This window comes from Undibacterium sp. RuRC25W (genome assembly GCF_049339825.1).
In the GTDB taxonomy this organism is placed as follows: domain Bacteria; phylum Pseudomonadota; class Gammaproteobacteria; order Burkholderiales; family Burkholderiaceae_D; genus Undibacterium.
Genome location: NZ_JBMPPD010000004.1, coordinates 97,871 through 121,810 on the forward strand (window position 1 = coordinate 97,871; position 23,940 = coordinate 121,810).

Genomic DNA, 23,940 nt, shown 5'->3' on the forward strand with positions numbered 1-23,940 from the left:
TAAAAAGAGGAAAAGATGAATAAGTTGAAAACGCTGTTAGTTAGTTCGATGGTTGGTCTGGTTGTTGCTGGCTGCGGCGGCACATCAAGTGCGCCAATCAGTGGCACTTTAAAGGGTTTGTCTACCGGTACAACCTTGCAATTGCTTAATAATGGCGTTAATCCAATTGTTTTGAGTGCCAATGGTGTTTTTACGTTTTCTATCAGCATCTCAGCTGGTTCTACTTATAACGTGACAATCGGAACGCAGCCAATCGGCGAAACCTGCACAGTGACAAATGGAACGGGTACTGTTAATTCCAGTGGCTCTGGTGTGACAAACGTTGCCGTGAATTGTGTTGCAAGCACCAATAGCAATAATATTGTTTTGGGCCAACTATCCGGACTTCCGGCGGGAGACTTTGTGACTTTGCTGAACGGCGCGGATACGCTGACCTTAAATGTTAATGGAATGTTTGCATTCCCTACGGCTGTATCGACAGGCAATCAATATAATGTGACTTTGCAGAGTCAAACTGCAGGTTTGAACTGCACTTTAGCAAACACCTCCGGCACTATTCCTGTGTCAGGCCCAATTACTGCGGTGGTAGTCTCTTGTCATTAATGTATTCTTGATATTCACACTGGCTTGTTTTTCAGGTCGGTGTGAATTTCCTCTTGCCTTCTTCCGATGTACCTCGGTAAAAATAATGGATTAATGCCTTTTTCTGACTTTTCTCCTTCGTTTCCTTTTTCCCCTGTTGCTGTATTTTTGATTTTTCTTACGTGATGCAGCGTCGTAAATATCATAATTTTGCTGTTCAAATGGTATGATGGCAAGATACTAGCCTAGGCTCTATCCTGCAAACATCTACTTATTGATTTGTACGGGTAGATATGATTGCAAAAGATTATTAAAATTCATTAAGTGCGATTAACTTCTATCAAATTGTCGGGATTCAAATCTTTCGTTGACCCCACTCATTTTCAGGTCCCAGGCCAATTGGTCGGCGTTGTCGGGCCAAACGGCTGTGGCAAATCCAACATCATTGATGCGGTGCGCTGGGTGCTGGGCGAATCGAAGGCTTCTGAGCTGCGCGGTGAGTCCATGCAGGACGTTATTTTTAATGGATCTACGCATAGAAAACCAGCGGGACGCTCTTCCGTTGAACTGGTCTTTGATAATAGTTTGGGTAAAGCGGCAGGACAGTGGAGTCAATACGGCGAAATTGCAGTTAAGCGCACACTGACTCGTGACGGCACGTCGACGTATTACATCAATGGTCAACCAGTGCGGCGACGTGACATTCAGGATATTTTCTTGGGAACCGGTCTCGGTCCACGCGCTTACGCGATCATTGGCCAAGGGATGATTTCTAGAATTATTGAAGCGCGTCCTGAAGAGTTACGTATCTTCCTTGAGGAAGCTGCAGGCGTTTCACGCTACAAAGAGCGCCGTCGCGAAACTGAAAACCGTATTCACGATACCCATGAAAACCTGGTACGTGTCGATGATATTTTGAGGGAATTAAATAGCAACCTCGATAAGCTTGAAGCCCAAGCAGTTGTCGCAAATAAATTCCACGAATTGCAATCTGACCAAGAAGAAAAACAGAAATTATTGTGGTTGCTACGTAAAAAAGAAGCCGCCAACGAACAGCAAAAATATTTTGCTGAAATTGAGAAGACACAGCTCAATCTTGAAGAGCACACAGCTAAGTTGCGTCACATCGAACTTGAGTTGGAGCAGATGCGTCAAGCGCATTATGCTGTTGGTGATCGCATGCACCAGGCACAAGGGCATTTGTATCAGACCAATGCAGAAATCGGCAGCTTAGAAGCGCAAATCAAGTTTGTCATTGAATCCAGATCGCGATTACAGTCACAATTGCATTCGCTGACCGCGCAACGTGAGCAGTGGCAGACACAAAGTCATCATTTGCAAGATGAATTGGCTGAGGCGGAGATTGAAGTAGAAGAGCTGGCAATGCGCGCCGAGCAGGCAACTGAAGTGGCGCATTCTAGTGCCGATACCTTGCCAGCCTTGGAGCAGGCTTGGCGCGAGTCGCAATTAAAGACGACCGAATCGCGCGCCCGAATTATGCAGATGCAGCAACAAATTGAGCTGGAATCTGCCCATCAACGCAATGCCTCCAATATTCTTAATTCTCTGGCCTCTCGCAAAGAACGTCTGCAACAAGAAAAGCAGGGGCTCGCTCTACCTGACTCTAGTCATTTGGAAAATCTTGGCTTTCAGCTAGAAGAAAAGAAGCAGGTACTTGAAGAACTCTCCATTGAGCTTGAAGAAGCCCAAGAAAATTTGCCTTTGCTTGAAGATGAGCGCAAGCAGGCGCAGACGCAAGTTAATCAGGATACGGCCGAGCTGGCACAATTAGAAGCTCGCTTGCTAGCGCTGAAGCAGCTACAGGAAAAAGTTCAGACGCAGGGCAAGGTCCAACCATGGCTGGAGAAGCATGAGCTTGGTGGTTTACCAAAATTGTGGCAAAAATTACATATTGAAACCGGTTGGGAAACAGCACTCGAGTCCGTACTGCGCGAACGTACCGCTTCACTTGAGATGTCTAATCTGGACTGGGCAAAAGCATTTTTTAGTGACGCGCCTCCAGCAAAACTAGCGGTTTATAGTCCTCAGATCAATGCCGAACAAGCGACTGTCGTACCCGGATTAAAACCATTCATCAGCCTCTTGCAGTTAAATGATGCAGGAGTGCGCAGTCTGATGCAAGACTGGCTTCATCAGGTTTATGTCGCTGATGATGTGACTGCCGCATTTGTCGACCGTATTAAGTTGCCAGTTGGGGCGTCTTTTGTTACTAGACAGGGTCACGTCATCTCTCGTTCCAGTGTGAGATTTTATGCGTCTGATTCTGAGCAAGATGGTGTTTTGGGTCGGCAACAAGAAATTGAAAATATCGGCAAGCAATGCCGAGCCAAACAGTTGCTGGCAGATGAAGCGAAAACGCGTGCTGTTAGGGCTGAAGCTGCATATGGGCAAGCGACGCATCGATTGCAAGAGTTGCGACAACGTGTTTCGACCATGACTCAAACGAATCATAGTTTGCAGATCGAGTACATGAAGCTGGCCGAGGTTCAAACTCGCTTCAATCAACGTAGCACGCAAATTGGCAGTGATCTGGCCGAGATTGCAGCGCAAGAAGCCGAGCAGCAGCAAATACGGGCCGAGTCCGAGCAGAAATTTGAGCAGCTCGATATCGAGCTGGCAGAGTTGCAAGAGTCCCATGAAGATGGGCAGACCGAATACCTAGAAAAAGAGCAGGTATTAAACAATGCTCGCCAGCGACTCAGGGAGTTTGAGCTAGCGGCCCAAGAAGCTGCGTTTGCTGAGAAATCTCATCGAAGTAAGATGGAAGAAATGCGCCGCAATATCGCGACCGCATTGGAGCAGTCTGCACAGTTGTTCGCCAGTATGCAGCAAGGTCAACTTGAGTTAGAGTCCATGAATGACCAGACGTCTCAGGCAGGTTTACAAGATCTGCTCGATAAGCGCAGTGAGCAAGAGCGTGCATTAGCTGATGCACGGCATGAGTTAGACCAACTGACGCAGCAATTACGTCAGTTTGAAGACAACAAAACCCAGACTGAGCGTGGTTTGCAACCTCAACGTGATCGCATCGTTGAATTGCAACTCAAAGAACAAGCAGCGCGCCTCTCTCAAGAGCAATTCTCCGAGCAATTGCGTAATTTTGAAGTCGATGAAGAGAAACTGTCTGAAAAACTGCACGCTGATTTAAAACCGTCTTATCTGCAAGGTGAAGTGACTAGACTCACGAATGCGATTGCTGCCTTAGGTGCTGTTAATATGGCCGCGCTTGATGAGTTGGCGCAGGCAAAAGAACGCAAAACCTTCCTTGATTCACAGCATGCAGACTTAACAGAGGCGATTACGACACTGCAGGACGCGATTCATAAAATCGACATCGAAACGCGCGAATTATTACAAGGCACCTTTGATAAGGTGAATCACCATTTCGCTGAACTCTTCCCAATCTTATTTGGTGGCGGACAGGCAAAACTGATTATGACTGGAGATGAAATCCTTGATTCCGGTGTGCAAGTCATGGCGCAGCCGCCAGGTAAGAAGAATGCAACGATTCATTTGCTCTCTGGTGGTGAAAAAGCGCTCACTGCAACGGCGTTAGTGTTTTCAATGTTCCAACTCAATCCAGCACCATTCTGTTTGCTTGATGAGGTTGATGCACCATTAGATGACTCGAATACCGAGCGTTTCTGCAAGATGGTGAAACGTATGTCGTCTAATACCCAATTTTTATTTATCTCCCACAACAAAATTGCAATGGAAATGGCGCAGCAACTTATTGGTGTCACCATGCAAGAGCAGGGGGTTTCCCGAATTGTGGCAGTGGACATGGAGTCTGCTGTCAATTTTGCTACTGAGGTTCAAGCGGCATGACCGATTTCCAAATAAGTTTATTAATTGCTGGCGGCACACTGCTTGTCGGCGTTGTTATTTTTAACAGATGGCAAGAATACAAGGCAAAGAAAACGGTAGAAAATGCGTTTTCAGACGGTCATGATGATGTGTTGCTCAATTCTGACAACCCCGCGAGTGTTGCGCAACGACATGAACCCGTATTTGATGAAAAAGAGCTCGTCGAACCGACGAAAAAAGCGGGAAATGCTCCTGTAGTTAAATCAAGCTTGGCGCCCGATCATGCTGATACTGAAATCTCAACAGAAGCGGCACCGTTAGAGGCAGAACTCATTTCCGTTTCAGAGCATGAGTCAGCCGAGGTCGAGGTTCCGTCGCAAGCACCTGTTACTCACACCCGCGAATTGCCAGTCGATGAATTAATTGACTGTGTTATTCCTCTAGAATTTGATACGCCTATCCGTGGTGAGAAGATTCTTAACGAGATCGCTGACCTTAAATATATTGGTAAAAAACCAGTGCATTTTATTGGTCAGAGTGACGATGGATCACAAGGCGTTATCGCAATTGGCGGTGCCTATACAACTTTGTTTGCTGGCATTCAAATGGTCAGCCGTAGTGGTCCTCTCAATGAACTTGAATACTCAGAGTTCATCATGAAATTACGGGCGATTGCAGATAATTTGAATGCACATTCGGATATACCGGATATGAACAAGGTCATTCTCCACGCGCGGGAGTTGCATCAGTTTGTCGCTGAACACGACGCTCAGTTAAGTGTCAATATTGTCTCTAATGGGGCGCCTTGGGCACTCAATACCTTGCTCGCCGCATTGGAAAAAATGGGATTTGATCAACGCCCGGATGGTCGCTTAATGATGCCGGATGGTGACGGCGGTAGCTTGTTTACATTATCGACAAACGCCGCAGTAAGCGAGGTGATGACATCACGTCTAACGTTGCTATTGGACGTCCCTTGCGTTGCTCCTTCGCGTGACAGCTTTGGTGCAATGGCTGCATGCGCGCGCTCATTGGCTACACGTTTGAGTGGTACGGTTGTTGATGATGGTAATCAGCCGATTTCCAAAGCGGCACTCGATGAAATTGCTGGTCAGGTGAATGAATTTTATGGCGCTATGGCTGAGGCTCAAATTCCCGCTGGTTCGATTCGCGCCCAACGTCTGTTCAGTTAAGCAGGTTGCCGAGATTCATGCAGAACGATTTCTTTAGTAACAGTGAGAATGTTACTACGAGCCTTGTTACGCCAAAGGCTCAACGCGCTAGTTTGTTGCGCGCTGAGTTGGAACGCCATAGTCACGCCTATTACGTGCTAGATACGCCAAGTATTCCCGACAGCGAATACGATAAATTATTTTTGGAGTTGCAGCACTTAGAACAAGAGAATCCTGAGCTCAGAACATCGGATTCTCCGACCTTGCGTGTTGGTGGTACGCCGCTGGCTGAATTTGGCCAGGTCCAGCACGCTGTTCCTATGTTATCTCTCAATAACGCGTTTGAAGATGAAGATATTCGTGCATTTGACCGACGGGTTAGTGAAGGCCTGAACTCAGCCGCTGCTATCGATTATGCGATCGATCTCAAATTTGATGGCCTGGCGATTAACTTACGCTATGTCGAGGGTATTTTCACTCAGGCCGCGACACGCGGTGATGGTTTCGTTGGTGAAGATGTCACGGAAAATATTCGCACAATCCGCAGTATTCCATTGCGATTGAATACACCCAATCCACCCACAATTCTCGACGTGCGTGGCGAAGTTTTGATGTTCAAAGCCGATTTTGCGCGACTCAATCAGCGCCAGCGTGACTCTGGTGGGAAGGAATTTGCCAATCCGCGCAATGCGGCTGCTGGTAGCTTGCGCCAATTAGACTCAAAAATCACAGCACAACGCAAGCTGCGCTTTTTTGCCTATGGCATCGGCCATCTTGAAGGTGCGCTAAAGCCGGACTCCCATCGTGCTCTTCTGAACTGGTATCGTGAGATGGGAATTCCTGTCTGCGATGAACATGCTGTGGTCACTGGGGCCGAAGGTTTGCTCGATTTCTATCGTCAAATTCAGGTTAAACGTCCTTCACTTGCATACGAAATTGATGGGGTTGTCTACAAGGTCAATGATTTTGCACAGCAGGAAGAGTTGGGATTTGTTTCTCGGGCACCACGTTTTGCAATTGCGCATAAGTTCCCTGCAGAAGAGGCGATGACCATCGTACAAGGTATCGATATTCAGGTAGGACGTACTGGCGCGTTGACACCCGTTGCACGGTTGGCGCCGGTATTCGTCGGTGGTGTTACGATTACCAATGCGACTTTGCATAATGAAGATGAGATCCGCCGTAAAGATGTGCGTGTTGGCGATACCGTTATTGTGCGGCGTGCGGGAGATGTCATTCCTGAGGTGTTGGCGGTAGTTGCTGAACGTCGCCCAGACCCAGCACCAGCAATTTTTGAAATGTTAAAGCATTGCCCAGTGTGCGACTCCCATGTTGTTCGAGAAGAAGGGGAGGCGATTGCGCGCTGTACTGGTGGTTGGTTTTGTTCTGCCCAGCGAAAAGAAGCGTTGCGCCATTTCGCCGCTCGCAAAATGATGGATATCGATGGGCTTGGTGAACGCTATATTGAGAATTTAGTCGACTTCGATTATGTTCGCGGCATTGCAGATCTCTATAAGCTCAAGCTGGACGACCTGCTGGAAATGAAGCGGCGTGCAGATGAGCGCGAAGGTGTCATCCCGGAGACTGTGTTGCAAGGTAAGATTGCAACCAAATGGGCAGAGAATCTCATTGAAGCAATAGAAGCTAGTAAACAGCCGCCAATCGAACGCCTTTTATTTGCGCTGGGTATTCGACATGTCGGTGAATCAACGGCAAAGACGCTAGCTGAATGGTTAGGTAGTCTCGCATTGATTCGACGTGCACCAGTCAGTTTATTCCGTGTATTGCCGGATATTGGTTCTGCCGTGGCGCAAGCAATTGCAGACTTCTTTTCTGAAGAAAAAAATCAGCTTGCTCTAGATGAGTTATTGTCAGCAGGAGTAATGCCGCAAGGAGAGCATCTGCCCTCTGCGAAACTGTTGCCAAAGTTGGAAAATTCCGTGCTGTTATCCGCGCTCGTGATTCCAAAACTGACACCAACTCGGTGCAAGCAATTACAGGATCGCGGTATCACGTTGGCCAGTCTCGCAGAGATAGCGGACGGGGGGTTTGTTCAGTTAGGCCTGCCGGCGGACGTCAATTCTGCTCTACGGGATTGGCTTGCTTTAGATGCTAATAGAGAACAACTACTTCAATTAGAAAACCTGCGGGCAGATTTAATCATTAAAATTCCAGCGATTGTCGAATCTGAAGGAATTTTGGCTGGGAAAACATTCGTCCTGACCGGCACTTTGCCAACACTGAGTCGTGATCAGGCGAGTGCCATGATCGAGGCCGCTGGCGGTAAAGTCAGTGGGTCTGTATCAAAGAAAACTAGCTATGTGGTGGCCGGCGATGAGGCTGGCAGCAAGTTATTGAAAGCGCAAGAATTAGGTGTATCTATCTTAACAGAAGCAGATTTGCTTCAACTTTGTCTTCGGAGCTAAAAATGAGAAAAATTAAAAAGGCAGTGTTCCCTGTAGCTGGTTTGGGGAGTCGTTTTCTTCCTGCAACAAAGGCGCAGCCAAAAGAAATGTTGCCAATCGTTGATAAGCCATTGATTCAATATGCGGTTGAAGAAGCAGTTGAGGCTGGTATTACAGAGATGGTTTTCATTACTGGTCGTAATAAACGAGCGATCGAAGACCACTTTGACAAAGCTTACGAACTCGAAAGTGAGCTCGAAGCCGCTGGTAAAGAGGCATTGCTGGATCTGGTGCGCAATGTTATCCCGAAAAACATTAATTGCATTTATATCCGTCAGCCTGCAGCCCTTGGGTTGGGTCATGCTGTATTGTGCGCACGTCCAGTGATCGGCGACGATCCATTTGCAGTGTTACTGGCCGACGATTTGATGGATGCAGATCCTGGTGCGCCATCTGTTATGGCTCAAATGACAAAAGAGTACGAACAAGAGGGAGGTAGTATCATCGCTGTTCAGGATGTTCCTCGTGAATTCACCCGACAGTATGGTATTGTCAGTGGCACAGCCTATAAAGATCGCCTTGAACGCGTACAGGCGATTGTTGAAAAGCCGATGCCAGATGTCGCCCCATCGACCTTAGCAGTTGTGGGCCGTTATATCTTGTCTGGTCGTATTTTCTCGTACCTGGAAACGTTAGGAAAAGGATCTGGTGGGGAAATTCAATTAACGGATGGTATCGCTGCTATGTTGAAGGATTTTCCTGTGTACGCTTATCGCGCTCAAGCAACTCGATATGATTGCGGATCTAAGCTTGGCTATTTGAAGGCAAGTGTCGCACTGGGTCTGAAACACAAAGAGACATCGGCGGAATTTTCGGCATATTTGAATTCCTTAAAATAAGAAGTTGTCTCAATCTCGGCTATTTCACTGAGGTAAGCTGACGACGAGTGAAAAGTGATGCATGTTGCATCGGTAAAATGCGGTACGGATAGTTTATCTGACCGCATTTTTACTTGGTAGTTACTGTGGGTTCTGCTTTGATGATGCTTTGAAGAAAGGATATCGGTATGATTCATCCGATTTTGAAAATGGGCGACTCCCGATTATTGCGAGTGGCGCAAAAAGTGAGTGCGTTCAATACGTCTGAATTGCACCAATTAATCGCTGATATGTTGGAGACAATGATGGATGCGAGCGGTGTTGGCTTGGCCGCTCCTCAAATCGGGGTTGATTTGCAGGTAGTTGTTTTTGGATTTCAACATAACCCACGTTATCCTGATGCGCCTGCGGTTCCGCAAACCGTTCTAATTAATCCCGTATTGACGCCTTTAAATGATCTTAAAGAAGACGGTCTTGAAGGGTGCTTGTCCGTTCCTGGAATGCGAGGTCAGGTGCCGCGCTGGTCAGCTTTGCGTTACGAAGGTTTCGATCAATTTGGTACAGGGATTCGTCGCGAGGTTGATGGTTTCCATGCGCGAGTGGTACAGCATGAATGCGATCATTTGAATGGAATTTTGTATCCGATGAGAATCAAGGATATGACACAGTTTGGATTTGTCGAGCAGGTTTAGTTCAATGATCTTCGTTAGTTTGATAAGAGAGGCTTGGAGTTTGTGTCCAAGTAGATCTTACTTGTCTTTGCGTTAGCAAGATCTACTCTTGGAGAGTTAGTTTAGAACATCTCGTCTTCACGAACATATCGCCATTGACCTTCTGGTAAGTTTCCTAATCTTACCTTGCCGATACGGACTCGCTTAAGGCCCAGTACTTTCAATCCGACCATCTCACACATCCGGCGGATTTGGCGTTTTTTACCCTCGCGTAAGATGAAATTGAGCTGGTCCTCATTTTGCCAGCTGACCTTAGCGGGGAGCAGTTTCTTTCCATCTAAACTTAAGCCGTGATTTAAACGACGCAGTTCATGGTCAGGTAATTTCCCCCCAGCTGTATACGCTACGCGCACGAGATATTCTTTTTCAACTACGGTGTTTTCACCGATAAGATGCTTTGCGACACGTCCATCCTGCGTTAGAACCAGAAGACCGACAGAGTCTATATCAAGTCGACCTGCTGGCACCAAACTGCGTAACTGGGTAGGATGAAACACTGTATCGAGCTTATCTTCAGACCAGCGATTTTCCGGCTTAATCAATGCGACGGCGGGTGTATAGCCATCTTCAGCTTGGCCGCTGACGTATCCTACTGGTTTGTTGATTAAAATAGTGACCCGTTTTGATTGTTCAGCCGCGGCCTGACGTTCAACTGTCACCTTTTGATGTGGCAAGACCTTACTACCCAGTTCATCAACAACTTTGCCATCAACGCGCACCCATCCGCGCGCGATCCATTCATCGGCTTCGCGGCGCGAGGATAACCCCAGCTCGGACATGCGTTTCGAAAGTCTTACTAATTCTGTCATTTTTATATCTGTCTATCTGGTCACGAAGCGTACTTGGTAAGCTTCAGTAAATAAGTTGTTATGTCGTGAATCGTACTAGATTGCTCATTAAGCCTTAGCGATTACCTTATGCTCACACTTTGATGTTTCTGATCCTGATGTCTTTTATCTCACTAAAACAGCTGACGGCGATGGTGCAAAATTCATCAGGGCGCGAGCTTACACCTTAAACACGTAGCGCATCAAGTAAATCAGTCTCAAATTGAATTTGCGAGCGCGCCCCCTGTAACGCAGGGCCATCGACGATAAAGACGTCTTCAACGCGTTCACCCAAGGTCATGATCTTTGCGGTATGCAGATTGATCTTGTATTTGGTGAGTATTTCCGCAATGGCGTAGAGTAAGCCGTTTCTATCATTGGCAGAAATCGAGAGTAGATAGTATTGGCCTTTATCATCTGGTCGCAAATCCACCGTCGGAACGATGGGGAAGCTACGCGACATTCTTGATAGCCGCCCTCTGTTTGGTGGCGATAGCGGCGTCTGTTGGACAAGAATTCCGCTTAATTCGTGCTCAATAAGATTGATGATGTCGCGATATTGATGAGCAAAAGAGGGTTCAGTCACCATAAACGTATCTAGCGCGTAACCATTTTTGCTAGTGTGAATTTTGGCATCCAGAATGCCGAAGTTCTTACTGTCAAAATAATTACAAATGCGCGCAAACAAGTCCGGTTGATCTTTGACGTAAACGGTGACTTGTAATCCTTCTCCAATCGGCGACAAGCGGCATTTGACAACTGGGTTGGGACTATCAATTTTGTCATGCAGCACTCTGGTTTGCCACGCAATATCAGAGGCATCGTGCCGTAAAAAATAAGCGACATCGAGCTGCTGCCAGAATTTCTCATGGGCATTTGGCGCAATGCCAATTAGGCGTAAGGCTTTCAGGGCGTCCTCTTGGCGATTCTTTAGTTCGCGATCTTTTGATGGCGCCTCTCCCCCCAATACGCGTAAGGTCATTTTGTAGAGGTCTTCGAGAAGTTTGCCTTTCCAGCCATTCCATACCTTCGGGCTGGTGCCGCGTATATCGGCGACGGTCAAGAGATAAAGTGCTGTCAGATGGCGTTCGTCTTTCACCAAACGGGCAAATTCTTTGACGACATCGGGATCAGAGAGGTCTTGTTTTTGCGCGACGTGCGACATCGTTAAATGGTTTTGCACCAAGAATACGATCAATTCTGAGTTGGCGCGATTCAATCCATGGTCATAGCAAAATTTCTTGGCATCGGACATGCCGAGTAAAGAGTGGTCGCCACCACGACCTTTGGCAATATCATGGAACAGCGCAGCAATGTAAAGCACCCAGGGTTGAGTAAAATTTGCCATTAACTGACTGCAGAACGGATACTCGTGAGCATGTTCCGGCATCGTAAATCGACGTATATTACGTACCACCATCAGAATATGCTGATCAACGGTGTACGCGTGAAACAAATCATGCTGCATTTGCCCGACGATACGACGGAAGTTTGGTAGGTAGCGACCAAGAATGCTCATCTGGTTCATGCGTCGCAATGCATGAGTAATACCTTGCGGGGATTGCAGCAACTGCAAAAAAAGTGCTCGATTAAAAATATCGTGCCGGAACTCTGCATCGATTAATAGGCGAGCGTGCCACAAAGCGCGTGACGTCCTGGCGGTCATGCCTTTTAATTCAGGGTGCTTCGCCATGAGAAGAAATACTTCTAGTAAAGCGGATGGCGTCACTTCGAATGTGTCGTCGCGGGCGATATCAATAAAGCCATTAACTTCATTAAATCGCTCATTGACTGGGCGTGGGACTGATGGTTGTGGAAATAAAACTGCTTCAATGTTCTGGAGTAAAATCAGATTGAGCTGGGTTACTGCTTTGGCAGCCCAATAATACCGTTGCATCAGATATTCACTGGCGCGGCGTGATTCGGTAGTTTTGAAGCCAAAGGACTCGGCAATTGGTGTCTGTACATCAAAAATAAGGCGATCTTCTCGACGCCCAGCATAAATATGCAAACGGATGCGGATATCTTTGAATGCCCGTTCGTTTCGCTTTAGTTGTCGTGCTTCGGTATCTGTAATCAGCCCGCGATCAGCAAGCTCCCGCCATGAGTTGCCGAGGTTGGCAGCTTTAGCCACCCACAGAATTACTTGCAGATCTCGCAATCCGCCAGGGCTTTCTTTGCAGTTAGGCTCGAGACTATAAGGCGTATCTTCATACTTGACATGCCTCTGTCGTAACTCAAGCAATTTTTCCTGAAAGAATTTTTGTGGATTCATTGCGTCCGCGTAGCGTTCTTGGAGTTCCCAGAAGAGCTTACGGCTGCCTGTAATGAGTCTGGCCTCTAAAAGGCTAGTTTGAACTGTAATATCGGCAGCAGCCTCTTGTAGGCACTCATCAATAGTGCGGATACTGTGGCCGATATCGAGGCCAATATCCCAGAATAGTTGAACCAGATTCTCTAGCTTCTCTTTTTCTGCTTGTTCTGGGGCTTTACTTAGTAGGATCAGTACATCAACGTCTGAGTGTGGAAAAAGCTCGCCTCTGCCATAGCCGCCCACCGCAACTAAAGAATACTCCTTTGGTAGTTGGAAATGTTTCCAGACTTTTTCAAGGATATGGTCGACGTTTCGGCATAGATCATGCAGCAATTGCTCTGCTTTGTGATGCTCAGCGAATGCGTTGATCACAGCTGCCTGATTGGCTTTAATTTCTTCTTTGAACGCGAGGGCAGGTACGAGCATTGTGAGAATTTAACCCTGGTTGATTTTGATGAAGTCGGGGATGGGTGGATATCCGTCAGACAGTGTTAATACTTCATAGCCTGATTCAGTGACCAGTACGGTGTGCTCCCACTGCGCAGACAAACTACGATCTTTGGTACGGATCGTCCAGCCGTCGCCCATTTCTCGAATTTCACGGCGACCAGCGTTAATCATTGGTTCAACAGTGAAAATCATACCGGATTCGAGGCGTTCCATCGTGCCAGGTTTGCCGTAGTGCATCACCTGTGGTGCCTCATGGAAAATTTTGCCAATGCCATGGCCGCAAAACTCACGTACGACGCTATAGCCGGCTTTTTCTGCGTGTTGCTGGATAACATGGCCAATATCGCCTAAGTAAGCGCCTGGCTTAATTTTTGCGATTCCCAGCCACATACACTCATAGGTGATTTCACTCAGACGCTTGCTCAGGATGGAGGGTTCACCGACCAAGAACATACGGCTGGTATCGCCGTGGTATCCATTTTTGATAACGGTGATATCAAGGTTGACTGAGTCGCCGCTTTTCAATACCTTGTCGCCTGGAATGCCGTGACAAATAACATCATTGACGGATGTGCAGATAGCCTTAGGGTAGGGGGTGTAGCCCGGCGGGCAATAATTGAGTGGTGCTGGGATCGTGCCCTGTACATTGACCATATACTCATGGCACAGGCGATCAATCTCGCCCGTCGTTATACCAACTTTAACGAACGGTGTGATGTAGTCGAGTACTTCCGAGGCTAGTTTTCCGGCAATGCGCATTCCCGCGATATCTTCGGCCGTTTTGATTGAGATGGATTCCATAGTTTTTCTTCTTGGTGACAACGACCTGTTAATTATTTGATCTTACTTCGATCTACCAGTCATCAGAGGTCGCTGTATGTAAAAAATTGCCAAAGGCTACTAAAAATAGAATTATAGACGAGGAACTGCGTCGCCGCAGCGCTCCCTGAAACATCTTGCTTGAGAATTTTCATGGTTTCATAGTAGAATAGATGGTTAGCTTACAAATGAATGTAAATTCGTGGTGAGTTAATTCAATTCTTATCAATCGAATCCGGTCGAAAAGGGTGTCTTTGGATATGTATCTAAAGATCACTGGCTGGATTCAAGACCTAACCCTGGAGTTATTATGTCTGTAACAATGCGTGAAATGCTGGAAGCTGGTGTGCACTTTGGTCACCAAACTCGTTTTTGGAATCCAAAAATGGCACCGTACATTTTCGGTCACCGCAACAAAATTCATATCGTTAACCTGGAAAAGACGTTGTCTATGTACCAGGAAGCGATGAAGTACATCCGTCAATTGTCCGCAAACCGCGGTACAGTATTGTTGGTTGGTACTAAGCGTCAATCCCGTGAAATCATTGCTGCAGAAGCTCAACGCGCAGGTATGCCTTTCGTTGATCAACGCTGGTTGGGTGGTATGTTGACAAACTTCAAAACAGTAAAAACTTCTATCAAGCGTTTGAAAGATATGGAAGTTTCTGTTGAAGACGGTTCTGTTGAGAAACTGTCCAAAAAAGAAGCGTTGATGTTCCAGCGCGAAATGATCAAGTTGCAAAAATCTATCGGCGGCATCAAAGACATGGGCGGTATTCCTGATGCAATTTTCGTGGTTGACGTTGGCTACCACAAAGGCGCGATCACTGAAGCTGCTAAATTGGGTATCCCAGTTATCGGCGTAGTTGATACTAACCATTCTCCAGAAGGTGTTGCTTACATCATTCCAGGTAATGATGACTCTTCTAAAGCGATTTCCTTGTACGCTCGTGGCGTAGCTGACGCGATTATCGAAGGCCGTGCAAATGCGGTTAACGAAGTTCTGGAAGCTGTTAAGCCAGGTTCTGATGAGTTTGTAGAAGTTGAGCAAGCGTAATAGTTTGTTCATGTAAATAGGTCTTGGGTTGCTCTGGTGGCTCAAGGCAAAAAAATGGGGCAACTGTCGTTCGCCCTTTTTTTTAAACAAAATTTGATGATTGTGCTTTTTTAGCACTACTGAATTAGGAGAATGACATGGCAGCGATTACAGCAGCTTTGGTTGGTGCTTTGCGTGCAAAGACTGATGCACCAATGATGGAATGCAAAAAGGCTTTGACAGAAGCTGATGGTGATATGGATCGTGCGGAAGAGATTCTGCGTGTAAAACTGGGTAGTAAAGCGTCTAAAGCTGCTTCCCGTGTTACTGCAGAAGGCGTTGTTGCTTCTTATATCTCCGGTAACGTTGGTGCTTTGGTTGAAGTTAACTGCGAAACTGACTTCGTTACTAAAAATGACGACTTCCTGGCAATGGCTAACACAGTTGCAAAACTGATCGCTGAACATAATCCAGCGGATATCGCTGCATTGGGCGCGTTGCCACTCGAAGGTAAAACAGTAGAAGAAGTACGTGCTGCATTGGTTGGTAGAATCGGTGAAAACATGTCCTTCCGTCGCTTTGCTCGCTTTGAAACGCCAACTAAACTGGTTTCTTACCTGCACGGCACACGCATCGGCGTTATCGTTGAATTCGACGGCGCTGAAGATCAAGTAGGTAGAGACGTGGCAATGCACATTGCTGCGATGAAGCCAGTTTCCCTTTCTACTGAACAAGTTCCTGCTGAATTGATCGCTAAAGAGCGTTCAGTCGCTGAGCAAAAAGCAGCAGAATCTGGCAAGCCAGCTGACATCGTTGCGAAAATGGTAGAAGGTTCTGTTCAGAAGTTCCTGAAAGAAGTTTCCCTGTTTAACCAGCCTTTCGTTAAAAACGACAAGCAGACAGTGGAGCAAATGCTGAAATCTGTTAATTCTTCTGTTAAAGCTTTCACTATGTACGTTGTTGGTGAGGGTATTGAGAAGAAAGTTGACGATTTTGCTGCAGAAGTTGCTGCGCAAGTTGCAGCGGCAAAACAAGCATAATCAGGCGTTATTCGAAACGGGCCGAAAGGCCCGTTTTTTTAAGCCCGTATAAACCTTCCGGTGTGCACTTAACCGAATGCAAATGTAATGAGGTCGTTAAAAAAGTCCAGCGCAGAATGAAACCGATTGTTTAGCTTAAAGCTGTTGTTGGTAATTGAAATTTGTTTTATTAAAGTTAAAACGATTTAATTTGTTTATTTCGTTATTTGCATCCGAAGCAATAACTGACTATTGCGCAGATGAGTAACTAAATTAAATCAGTTTTTCAGTTTTATTGTGTTTATTTAACTTTCCAGAAGGAGTCCTATCATGACAAAACCTGCTTACAAGCGCGTGCTCTTGAAGCTCTCTGGCGAAGCCTTGATGGGCGATGACCCATTTGGCATTAATCGCGCTACCATTGAACGCATGGTGGCCGACGTAGCAGAAATTTCCCGTATGGGCGTGGAATTGGCCATCGTTATCGGTGGTGGTAATATTTTCCGTGGCGTAGCGCCAGGTGCGCAAGGCATGGATCGTGCGACTGCAGATTACATGGGAATGTTGGCGACGGTGATGAATTCGCTGGCGTTAGCAGATGCAATGCGTCAGATTGGCATTACAGCTCGTGTGATGTCCGCCATTGCCATTGATCAAGTTGTTGAGCCATACGTGCGTCCAAAAGCCTTGCAATATCTCGAGGAAGGCAAAGTTGTCGTGTTTGCTGCGGGTACTGGTAATCCATTTTTTACAACGGATACGGCAGCGGCATTACGTGGTTCAGAAATTGGTGCTGAGATCGTATTGAAGGCCACGAAAGTTGATGGCGTCTACACGGCTGATCCGAAAAAAGATGTGAACGCAACGCGGTTTTCGACGATCTCTTTTGATGAGGCAATTTCTCGTCATTTACAAGTCATGGACGCCACCGCATTTGCGCTGTGCCGCGATCAGAAGCTGCCAATCAAGGTTTTCTCTATTGTTAAGCCTGGTGCACTAAAGAATGTCATTATGGGTGCAGACGAAGGCACACTTGTCCACGTATAATGCAGCGTTTCTGAAGTAGTGGATTAATTTTGATAAGGGTCTTTGTCAAACAAAGGCCCTGCAATGATGTACTGGAGGACAGAATGGCAGTAGCAGACGTTAAAAAAAATAGCGAACAAAGAATGCAGAAGTCTATTGAGACTCTGAAGGCTGATCTCGCGAAAGTGCGCACGGGTCGTGCTCACACCGGCATACTTGATCACGTGATGGTCGATTACTACGGCTCACCGACAAACATTACGCAAGTAGCGAATGTGACATTGATTGACGCGCGCACGATTGGCGTTCAGCCATGGGAAAAGAAAATGCTGGGCGCGATTGAAAAAGCGATTCGCGATTCCGATCTTGGCCTCAATCCATCCAGCCAGGGTGAGATGATCCGTGTGCCAACCCCACCCTTGACAGAAGAGCGCCGTAAAGAGATGGTGAAACTGGTCAAAACCGAAGGTGAGGGCGCTAAAATTGCCGTCCGCAATATTCGCCGTGATGCCAATGAAACCCTGAAAAAAATATTGAAGGATAAAGAATGCTCTGAAGATGATGAGCGTCGCGCACAAGACGATGTTCAGAAATTGACGGATAAGTTTGTTACTGAAGTTGATAAATTATTGCTTGAAAAAGAAAAAGAAGTATTGACGGTATAGATCTTATTTTTCTTCGATAGCCTATACTTTATTGTGCGACAAGCGCACGAATCGTCTAGTTAGATACGCACCTCCTTGTAAAAGATTTTTATGTTTTTTGCAAGGTGTGTGTATTTTGTCTTTTCTGGAGCTAAGATTGATGTGCACTGTAAAGAAAGTCTATCTTTTTTGTGTGCAAAAATAGTGTACTTTCTCCTCCTCGATTTTGCTTGCACTCCCTTTAAAAATAACAAAGAGGCGGTAGTGTGTTGTTAGCGGGGGAAGAGTAGAATTTCACGCTTTTTTCTTAAATATGAATGAAGTGCGAAGTGCTCCGTGAGAAGTTTGCTTTGAGACGCACTTTCAATAAACCAATCTGATCGAAAGTCATTGATGTTACAGACCCGCGTTATCACAGCATTGATTTTGTTGGCGATTTTATTGCCTGTACTCTATGTCGGAAACTTTTACGCGTTCTCCGTTGTGGTCGTTACATTTTTTGCTGCTGCCATTTGGGAATGTCAGCGCTTGTTCAAGAAGCCAGGGCCTCTCTTAATGGCTGCTATCTGGACCATTTTCTTTGCTTATCTATTGTTTCATCTGGAAAGTTTTTCCACACCTTTACTTTTTGCGCTGTGTGTCGCTTTTTGGCTATTGCGCCTTATACCATTGCTGGCGAAGGGTTTGCCAGGGTTCGGCTTTTCTAATGGTTTGCTGAGCACCTTGTATGGCATTGCAATTTTTGGGTGCTTTATTGCTATTGCAGTTTTGTTTAAGCGCTCACCTCTTTATTTGTTGTCAGTAATGGCGCTCGTTTGGGTGGCCGATATCGGCGCTTATTTTTCTGGAAAAGCATTCGGCAAACATAAACTTGCGCCGTCTATTTCCCCGGGGAAGTCTTGGGAAGGTGCGTTTGGCGGGTGGCTGGCGGTCTTGTTGATCGCAGGCGGATCGGCGCTAGTGCCTCAGTTGCAGGACACATTCGCAGCGCAACTATTAATGCGTAAAGGTTGGTTAATCGCCGCGTTACTCCTGAGTCTGGTGTCGGCAGCAAGTGTGGTTGGAGATTTATTCGAGTCAATGCTGAAACGTCGTGCAGGGATGAAGGATAGTAGTAATTTGCTTCCTGGTCACGGTGGCGTGCTGGATCGGATTGATGCGTTGATTCCTGTGTTGCCTCTGGCTGTTCTTTTAGATTTATGGCGTTAGTTCAATGAATAATATGTATAAAAAGCAACGAGTATGTATTTTGGGTTCGACGGGTTCTATTGGCGTCTCGACCTTAGATGTCATCGCCCGTCACCCTGATCGTTATAGCGTCTATGCATTGACAGCGCACACTCAAATTGAGAAATTGGCTCAACAATGTGCACATTTTCTTCCTCAAGTTGTGGTCGTAGGTTCTGCATCGGCCGCGGACGGCCTACGTCAGCTTTTACTCTCTCGTGGTTTGGAAAAAATTCAGATTGAATTTGGTCCGCAGGCCTTGTGTGATGCTGCCACCGCTGCAGAGTGCGATAGTGTCATGGCGGCGATCGTAGGTGCGGCTGGATTACCTGCCTCCCTTGCTGCTGCGCAGGCAGGTAAAAAGGTCTTACTTGCAAACAAAGAAGCCTTAGTGATGTCAGGCAGTTTGTTTATGAATGCAATTAAGTCGACTGGGGCATCGTTATTGCCGATCGACAGTGAACATAATGCGATCTTCCAATGTCTGCCTAGAAGTTTTGATGGTGAGTTAGATAAGCACGGTATTCGTAAAATATTACTTACCGCCTCTGGTGGGCCCTTCTTGTATCGTGACGTGGATACTTTGAGTGCTGTTACGCCAGAAGAGGCCGTCGCGCATCCGAACTGGGTAATGGGACGTAAGATATCTATTGATTCGGCCACAATGATGAATAAAGGCCTTGAGGTCATTGAGGCACATTGGCTTTTCTCTGTGCCCGCAGATCAGATCGATGTTGTCATTCATCCGCAAAGTGTGATTCACTCTATGGTCTCGTATAACGATGGATCAGTCCTTGCTCAACTAGGAAATCCAGATATGCGCACGCCGATTGCGTATGGCTTGGCTTTTCCTGAGCGCATAGACTCGGGTGTTGAAGCGCTTGACTTGGTCAAAGTCGGCAAGTTGAATTTTGAAGCCCCCGATTTAGTCCGTTTTCCATGCCTCCGGTTGGCATACCATGCGTTGCGGTCGGGGCATTCAGCGCCAACCGTTCTAAATGCGAGCAATGAAATTGCTGTACAGGCATTTTTAGATGGCAACATCAGCTTTAACATGATTGCCCAAGTGATTGAGCAGTGTCTCGATAAAATACCTTCAAGTAAGGTGGCTGATCTCGAGAGTATTCTCGGTGTTGATGCTCATGCTCGACGTGTCGCGTCAAGTCTGATTCAATAATGAAACTTGTTCAAACCATTCTCGCCTTTCTGGTCGCATTGGGGACCTTGGTAACGATCCATGAATTTGGACATTACCTTGCTGCCCGTTTATGTGGCGTGAAAGTGTTACGTTTTTCTGTTGGAATGGGGAAGGTAGTTTTTTCGCGTAAATTCGGTAGAGACCAGACGGAGTGGGCTATTTCCATGCTACCACTTGGTGGTTATGTGAAGATGCTTGATATTCGCGAGCAGGGAGCGGATCAAATTGCTAGTGAAGACCTCCCGCGAGAATTTTGTCGCCAGTCTGTCTGGAAACGAATCTTTATTGTCGCCGCAGGGCCAATTGCTAACTTTTTGTTGGCAATTGTCCTCTATGCTGGATTGTTTTTGCATGGTATTCCTGAACCAATTGCGAAAATCAGGGTCCCATCTGTTAACTCGATTGCGTATCAATCGGGTCTGCGCCATGGAGATGTCATTCTGAGCGTGAGCGGGAAGTTGGTGCGCAGCTGGAGTGATGCACAATGGGAGTTAATGCAGCGTGTTTTAGCAAAAAAAGCCGCAGAGATTGTTGTTGAACGCGATAGCGATGTTATGGCTGGCAACGGTTCTCATGGGCGCGTGAGGCGTGTTGTCGATTTGCCGCTGCAAGAATTGAGCGTCAAAGACGTCGAAGCTGATTTTTTGTCGAAATTAGGCTTATCCCTTGCCAGGCCGCCCGCAGTATTAGGTGAAATCCTCAAGGGTGGTCGTGCGCAGGCGGCAGGATTGCTAGCGGGGGATACTATACTGGCGATAAATAACGTAGCTGTACTTGATGGGCTGGCTTTCACCGAGTCTGTTAATGCGTCGCCAGAGCAAGCTCTTAAGCTTCATATTTTGAGAGGGCGAAACGAATTTGATGTGATTGCGACGCCGGAGCTAGAAAGCGTTGGCGGTTCAAAAGTTGGTCGTCTGAAGGTGCAGATGATGCTGGCACCGGAGATGGTGTTAGTACAGACGGACGCGGTCGAGTCGTTGGTGAAGGCCGGGCAGAAGACGTGGGATACCAGCTTGATGAGCTTTAGCATGCTAGGCAAAATGCTGTCGGGCGAAGTGTCCTTGAAAAATGTTACCGGCCCGCTGACCATTGCAGATTATGCTGGAAAGACCTCAAGATCAGGTCTGATTAGTTACTTGAGTTTCATGGCTTTGATTAGTATTAGCCTTGGGGTGATGAATTTGCTGCCCATACCTGTGTTGGATGGTGGCCATTTGTTGTATTATTCGCTGGAAGTTTTGACAGGGAAACCTATTTCGGAACGTTTTGGTGAAATCGCACAACGTGTAGGTTTGACATTGTTGATGGCAATAATGGCAGTAGCTTTTTTTAATGACATAGTCAGACTAATGTCATAATAGTCAGCTTGATGACAAAACTCATTCTAGACAGCAATATTGAGAGTATTGAAAGAAATTTATACCCAATGAAATTACATATCGAGCATTTCACTTTGCCTATTTTTCGTCGTCATTCAGTGGCTTTAGCCGCATTGGCTTTATGTTCTGGTAGCGCATTCGCGATTCAACCATTTACAGTAAAAGATATTCGCGTAGAAGGTCTGCAAAGAACTGAAGCTGGTACTGTGTTTAGCTATCTGCCTGTGAAAGTAGGCGAGGTATTTGATGATGCTAAAAGTACGACAGCTATTAAATCTTTATATGCAACTGGATTTTTTAAAGATATTCAGATTGAGGAACAAGGTGGCGTGTTAGTTGTCTTGTTAGAAGAACGCCCGACGATTGCTGGCGTGGACTTTACAGGTACAAAAGAATTTGAGAAAGATGCGCTGATTAAGGCGCTGAAAGATATCGGTATTGGCGATTCAAAGATTTTTGATAAGGCGACAGTCGACCGCGCCGAGCAAGAGTTGAAAAAGCAATACCTATCCAAAGGTCTTTATGGCATGCAGATCACGACAACAATTACGCCTATAGAGCGTAATCGTGTCAAAGTGCTTTTTGCAGTGGATGAAGGTGATATTGCAAAAATTGCTCAAATTAAAATTATTGGAAATAAAGCATTTTCGGATGGTGAATTGCGCGATGTAATGGCATTAAACACGCCAACATGGTTTTCATGGTACACGAAAGCAGATCAATATTCTAAACAGAAGTTGTCTGGTGATATTGAAGCAATCAGGTCGTTTTACCAAAATCGTGGTTATCTGGAAATGCAAATTCTTTCTAGTCAAATCGCGATTACTACAGACAAAAAAGAAATCTACATCACGATCAATCTGGTTGAAGGAGAAAAATATACTGTCTCCAATATCAAGTTGGAGGGCGACATGTTTGGGCGTGAGGAAGAACTTGCGTCCCTGATGTTGCTTAAAAAGAACGACGTTTATAACGCTGCTCGGTTAACAGAGAGTACGAAACGTATTTCTGAGCGATTAGGAAACTTCGGTTACGCGTTTGCCAATGTCAACGCTAATCCTATTCTGGATAAAGAGAAAAAGGAAGTTGCCTTTACAGTTGCTGTTGATCCAGGAAAACGGGTCTATGTTCGTCGCATCAATCTTGCAGGAAATACCCGCACCCGAGATGAAGTTATTCGTCGTGAATTCCGTCAATTCGAAGGATCTTGGTACGATGGTGAAAAAATTAAAGCTTCTCGTGACCGAGTGGAACGACTGAGTTACTTCAGTGACGTAAAGCTGGAAACGCCAGAAGTGGCAACCAGCGCTGATGAAGTTGACGTGAGTCTGAGCGTCACAGAAAAACCAACGGGTAACCTTACTTTTGGTGCAGGCTATTCCAATGCCGAGAAATTAACACTGACAGGTTCTATTTCGCAAGCCAATGCTTTCGGTAGTGGGGATACAATTGGTATTGAAATGAATACCAGCCGGATTAACAGAACCATTGCATTGTCGCACTTTGATCCGTATTTTACTGACGATGGTATTAGCCGTAGTATGGACGTATATCTGCGAACGACTCGTCCTACTGTTGGCAGTGTCGGCGACTATAAAGTGCAGACCACCGGTGGTAATGTTCGTTTTGGTGTCCCATTCTCTGAAGTTGATACCGTCTTCTTTGGTATTGGCGCAGAAAGAACGAAGGTTGACACCTACTACCTCAGTAGTCCTGCCCGCTATCTCAAATATGTAGCAACATACGGATCGAATGTTTCTCGCGATCCAACTGACCCGTTATATGGTGTCGGTACGGCAACTACAAATTCTTTCCCATTTACCGTAGCATGGCAGCGGGATAGCCGCGATAGTGTGATGACTCCTTCAGTTGGACGTTACCAACGTGCCAATCTTGAGCTTGCGACAATCGGTGATATGAAGTATTACCGTGCGATTTATAATGCACAATACTTCAAGCCAATCTATCGTTCTGTTGTCTTGGCGTTGAACGGCGAGTTTGACTATGGTCATGGACTAGGCGGCAATCCTTATCCGATCTTTAAGAATTTCTATGCTGGCGGTATCGGCTCTGTTCGTGGTTACGAACCGTCATCTCTTGGAACAAAAGATCCTAATGGCGACTCTTTAGGTGGTGCTAGTAGGGTGATTGGTAATGTAGAATTACAAGTGCCGTTCCCAGGTGCAGATAAGTCTTTACGCTGGTTCACCTTCCTTGATGGTGGTCAGGTTTTTGATGAAGGTCAAAAAATGCGATACCAAGACTTGCGTTTTGCAACTGGTATTGGTATTAGTTGGATTTCACCAGTGGGACCTTTGAAGCTCAGCTTCGGGCATGCATTAAATGCGAAGCCTGATGATAAGAAGCAGACCTTCCAGTTCCAGATGGGTACTGGTTTTTAATTG

General features: G+C 46.3%; 17 protein-coding genes. 14 read left to right on the forward strand and 3 right to left on the reverse strand.

All coding sequences use genetic code 11. From position 1 onward, the window contains the following. The first annotated feature begins 15 nt into the window (after positions 1-15). The 6 genes from ACO0KV_RS03720 (at position 16) to def (ending at position 9,557) form a co-directional block, all read left to right on the forward strand. A complete protein-coding gene (locus tag ACO0KV_RS03720) occupies positions 16-603 on the forward strand; it encodes a hypothetical protein (protein WP_423040010.1) in 588 nt (195 codons plus the stop codon). 303 nt (positions 604-906) lie between these two features. Beyond that, positions 907-4,431: a chromosome segregation protein SMC gene (gene smc, locus ACO0KV_RS03725; RefSeq protein WP_423040012.1), complete on the forward strand. Its 3,525-nt coding sequence runs from the start codon at positions 907-909 to the stop codon at positions 4,429-4,431. Then, on the forward strand, positions 4,428-5,603 hold the full coding sequence (locus tag ACO0KV_RS03730) for a cell division protein ZipA C-terminal FtsZ-binding domain-containing protein (protein ID WP_423040014.1): 1,176 nt from the start codon (positions 4,428-4,430) through the stop codon (positions 5,601-5,603). Before smc ends, ACO0KV_RS03730 begins: the two co-directional genes overlap by 4 nt. 17 nt (positions 5,604-5,620) lie before the next feature. Then, the gene (ligA, locus tag ACO0KV_RS03735; RefSeq protein ID WP_423040016.1) at positions 5,621-8,008 is read left to right on the forward strand and encodes an NAD-dependent DNA ligase LigA; all 2,388 of its coding nucleotides are present in this window, start codon (positions 5,621-5,623) and stop codon (positions 8,006-8,008) included. Between the two features lie 2 nt (positions 8,009-8,010). Then, a complete protein-coding gene (gene galU, locus ACO0KV_RS03740; RefSeq protein WP_423040018.1) occupies positions 8,011-8,886 on the forward strand; it encodes a UTP--glucose-1-phosphate uridylyltransferase GalU in 876 nt (291 codons plus the stop codon). 167 nt (positions 8,887-9,053) lie between these two features. Next, positions 9,054-9,557 carry a peptide deformylase gene (gene def / locus ACO0KV_RS03745; RefSeq protein WP_423040020.1) on the forward strand — a complete coding sequence of 168 codons (504 nt, stop codon included), beginning with the start codon at positions 9,054-9,056 and terminating at the stop codon, positions 9,555-9,557. A gap of 101 nt (positions 9,558-9,658) precedes the next feature. Here def and ACO0KV_RS03750 read toward each other — a convergent pair whose 3' ends face one another. The 3 genes from ACO0KV_RS03750 to map form a co-directional block, all read right to left on the reverse strand. Then, complete coding sequence (locus ACO0KV_RS03750) at positions 9,659-10,405, reverse strand: pseudouridine synthase (protein WP_423040022.1); 747 nt, start codon at positions 10,403-10,405, stop codon at positions 9,659-9,661. A gap of 205 nt (positions 10,406-10,610) precedes the next feature. Next, complete coding sequence (locus ACO0KV_RS03755; protein WP_423040024.1) at positions 10,611-13,163, reverse strand: [protein-PII] uridylyltransferase; 2,553 nt, start codon at positions 13,161-13,163, stop codon at positions 10,611-10,613. A 9-nt stretch (positions 13,164-13,172) separates the two neighbouring features. Further along, positions 13,173-13,988: a type I methionyl aminopeptidase gene (gene map / locus ACO0KV_RS03760; protein ID WP_423040026.1), complete on the reverse strand. Its 816-nt coding sequence runs from the start codon at positions 13,986-13,988 to the stop codon at positions 13,173-13,175. A 328-nt stretch (positions 13,989-14,316) separates the two neighbouring features. Here map and rpsB point away from each other — a divergent pair, with 328 nt between their 5' ends. The 8 genes from rpsB (at position 14,317) to bamA (ending at position 23,937) form a co-directional block, all read left to right on the forward strand. Beyond that, positions 14,317-15,063, forward strand: a complete 747-nt coding sequence (rpsB, locus tag ACO0KV_RS03765) for a 30S ribosomal protein S2 (protein ID WP_423040028.1) — start codon at positions 14,317-14,319, stop codon at positions 15,061-15,063. A gap of 137 nt (positions 15,064-15,200) precedes the next feature. Next, positions 15,201-16,082: a translation elongation factor Ts gene (gene tsf, locus ACO0KV_RS03770; protein WP_423040030.1), complete on the forward strand. Its 882-nt coding sequence runs from the start codon at positions 15,201-15,203 to the stop codon at positions 16,080-16,082. A gap of 309 nt (positions 16,083-16,391) precedes the next feature. Continuing rightward, positions 16,392-17,108, forward strand: a complete 717-nt coding sequence (gene pyrH, locus ACO0KV_RS03775; RefSeq protein WP_423040032.1) for a UMP kinase — start codon at positions 16,392-16,394, stop codon at positions 17,106-17,108. Positions 17,109-17,191: 83 nt separating this feature from the next. After that, positions 17,192-17,752 (forward strand): ribosome recycling factor, encoded by a 561-nt coding sequence (gene frr / locus ACO0KV_RS03780; RefSeq protein WP_423040034.1) that lies wholly within the window; start codon positions 17,192-17,194, stop codon positions 17,750-17,752. Between the two features lie 372 nt (positions 17,753-18,124). Beyond that, on the forward strand, positions 18,125-18,940 hold the full coding sequence (locus ACO0KV_RS03785; protein WP_423040036.1) for a phosphatidate cytidylyltransferase: 816 nt from the start codon (positions 18,125-18,127) through the stop codon (positions 18,938-18,940). A gap of 4 nt (positions 18,941-18,944) precedes the next feature. Further along, a complete protein-coding gene (ispC, locus tag ACO0KV_RS03790) occupies positions 18,945-20,135 on the forward strand; it encodes a 1-deoxy-D-xylulose-5-phosphate reductoisomerase (protein ID WP_423040038.1) in 1,191 nt (396 codons plus the stop codon). Beyond that, positions 20,135-21,514: an RIP metalloprotease RseP gene (gene rseP / locus ACO0KV_RS03795; protein WP_423040040.1), complete on the forward strand. Its 1,380-nt coding sequence runs from the start codon at positions 20,135-20,137 to the stop codon at positions 21,512-21,514. The genes ispC and rseP overlap by 1 nt, the downstream gene beginning before the upstream one ends. 68 nt (positions 21,515-21,582) lie before the next feature. Continuing rightward, positions 21,583-23,937, forward strand: a complete 2,355-nt coding sequence (gene bamA / locus ACO0KV_RS03800) for an outer membrane protein assembly factor BamA (protein WP_423040042.1) — start codon at positions 21,583-21,585, stop codon at positions 23,935-23,937. The last annotated feature ends 3 nt before the right edge of the window (positions 23,938-23,940 follow it).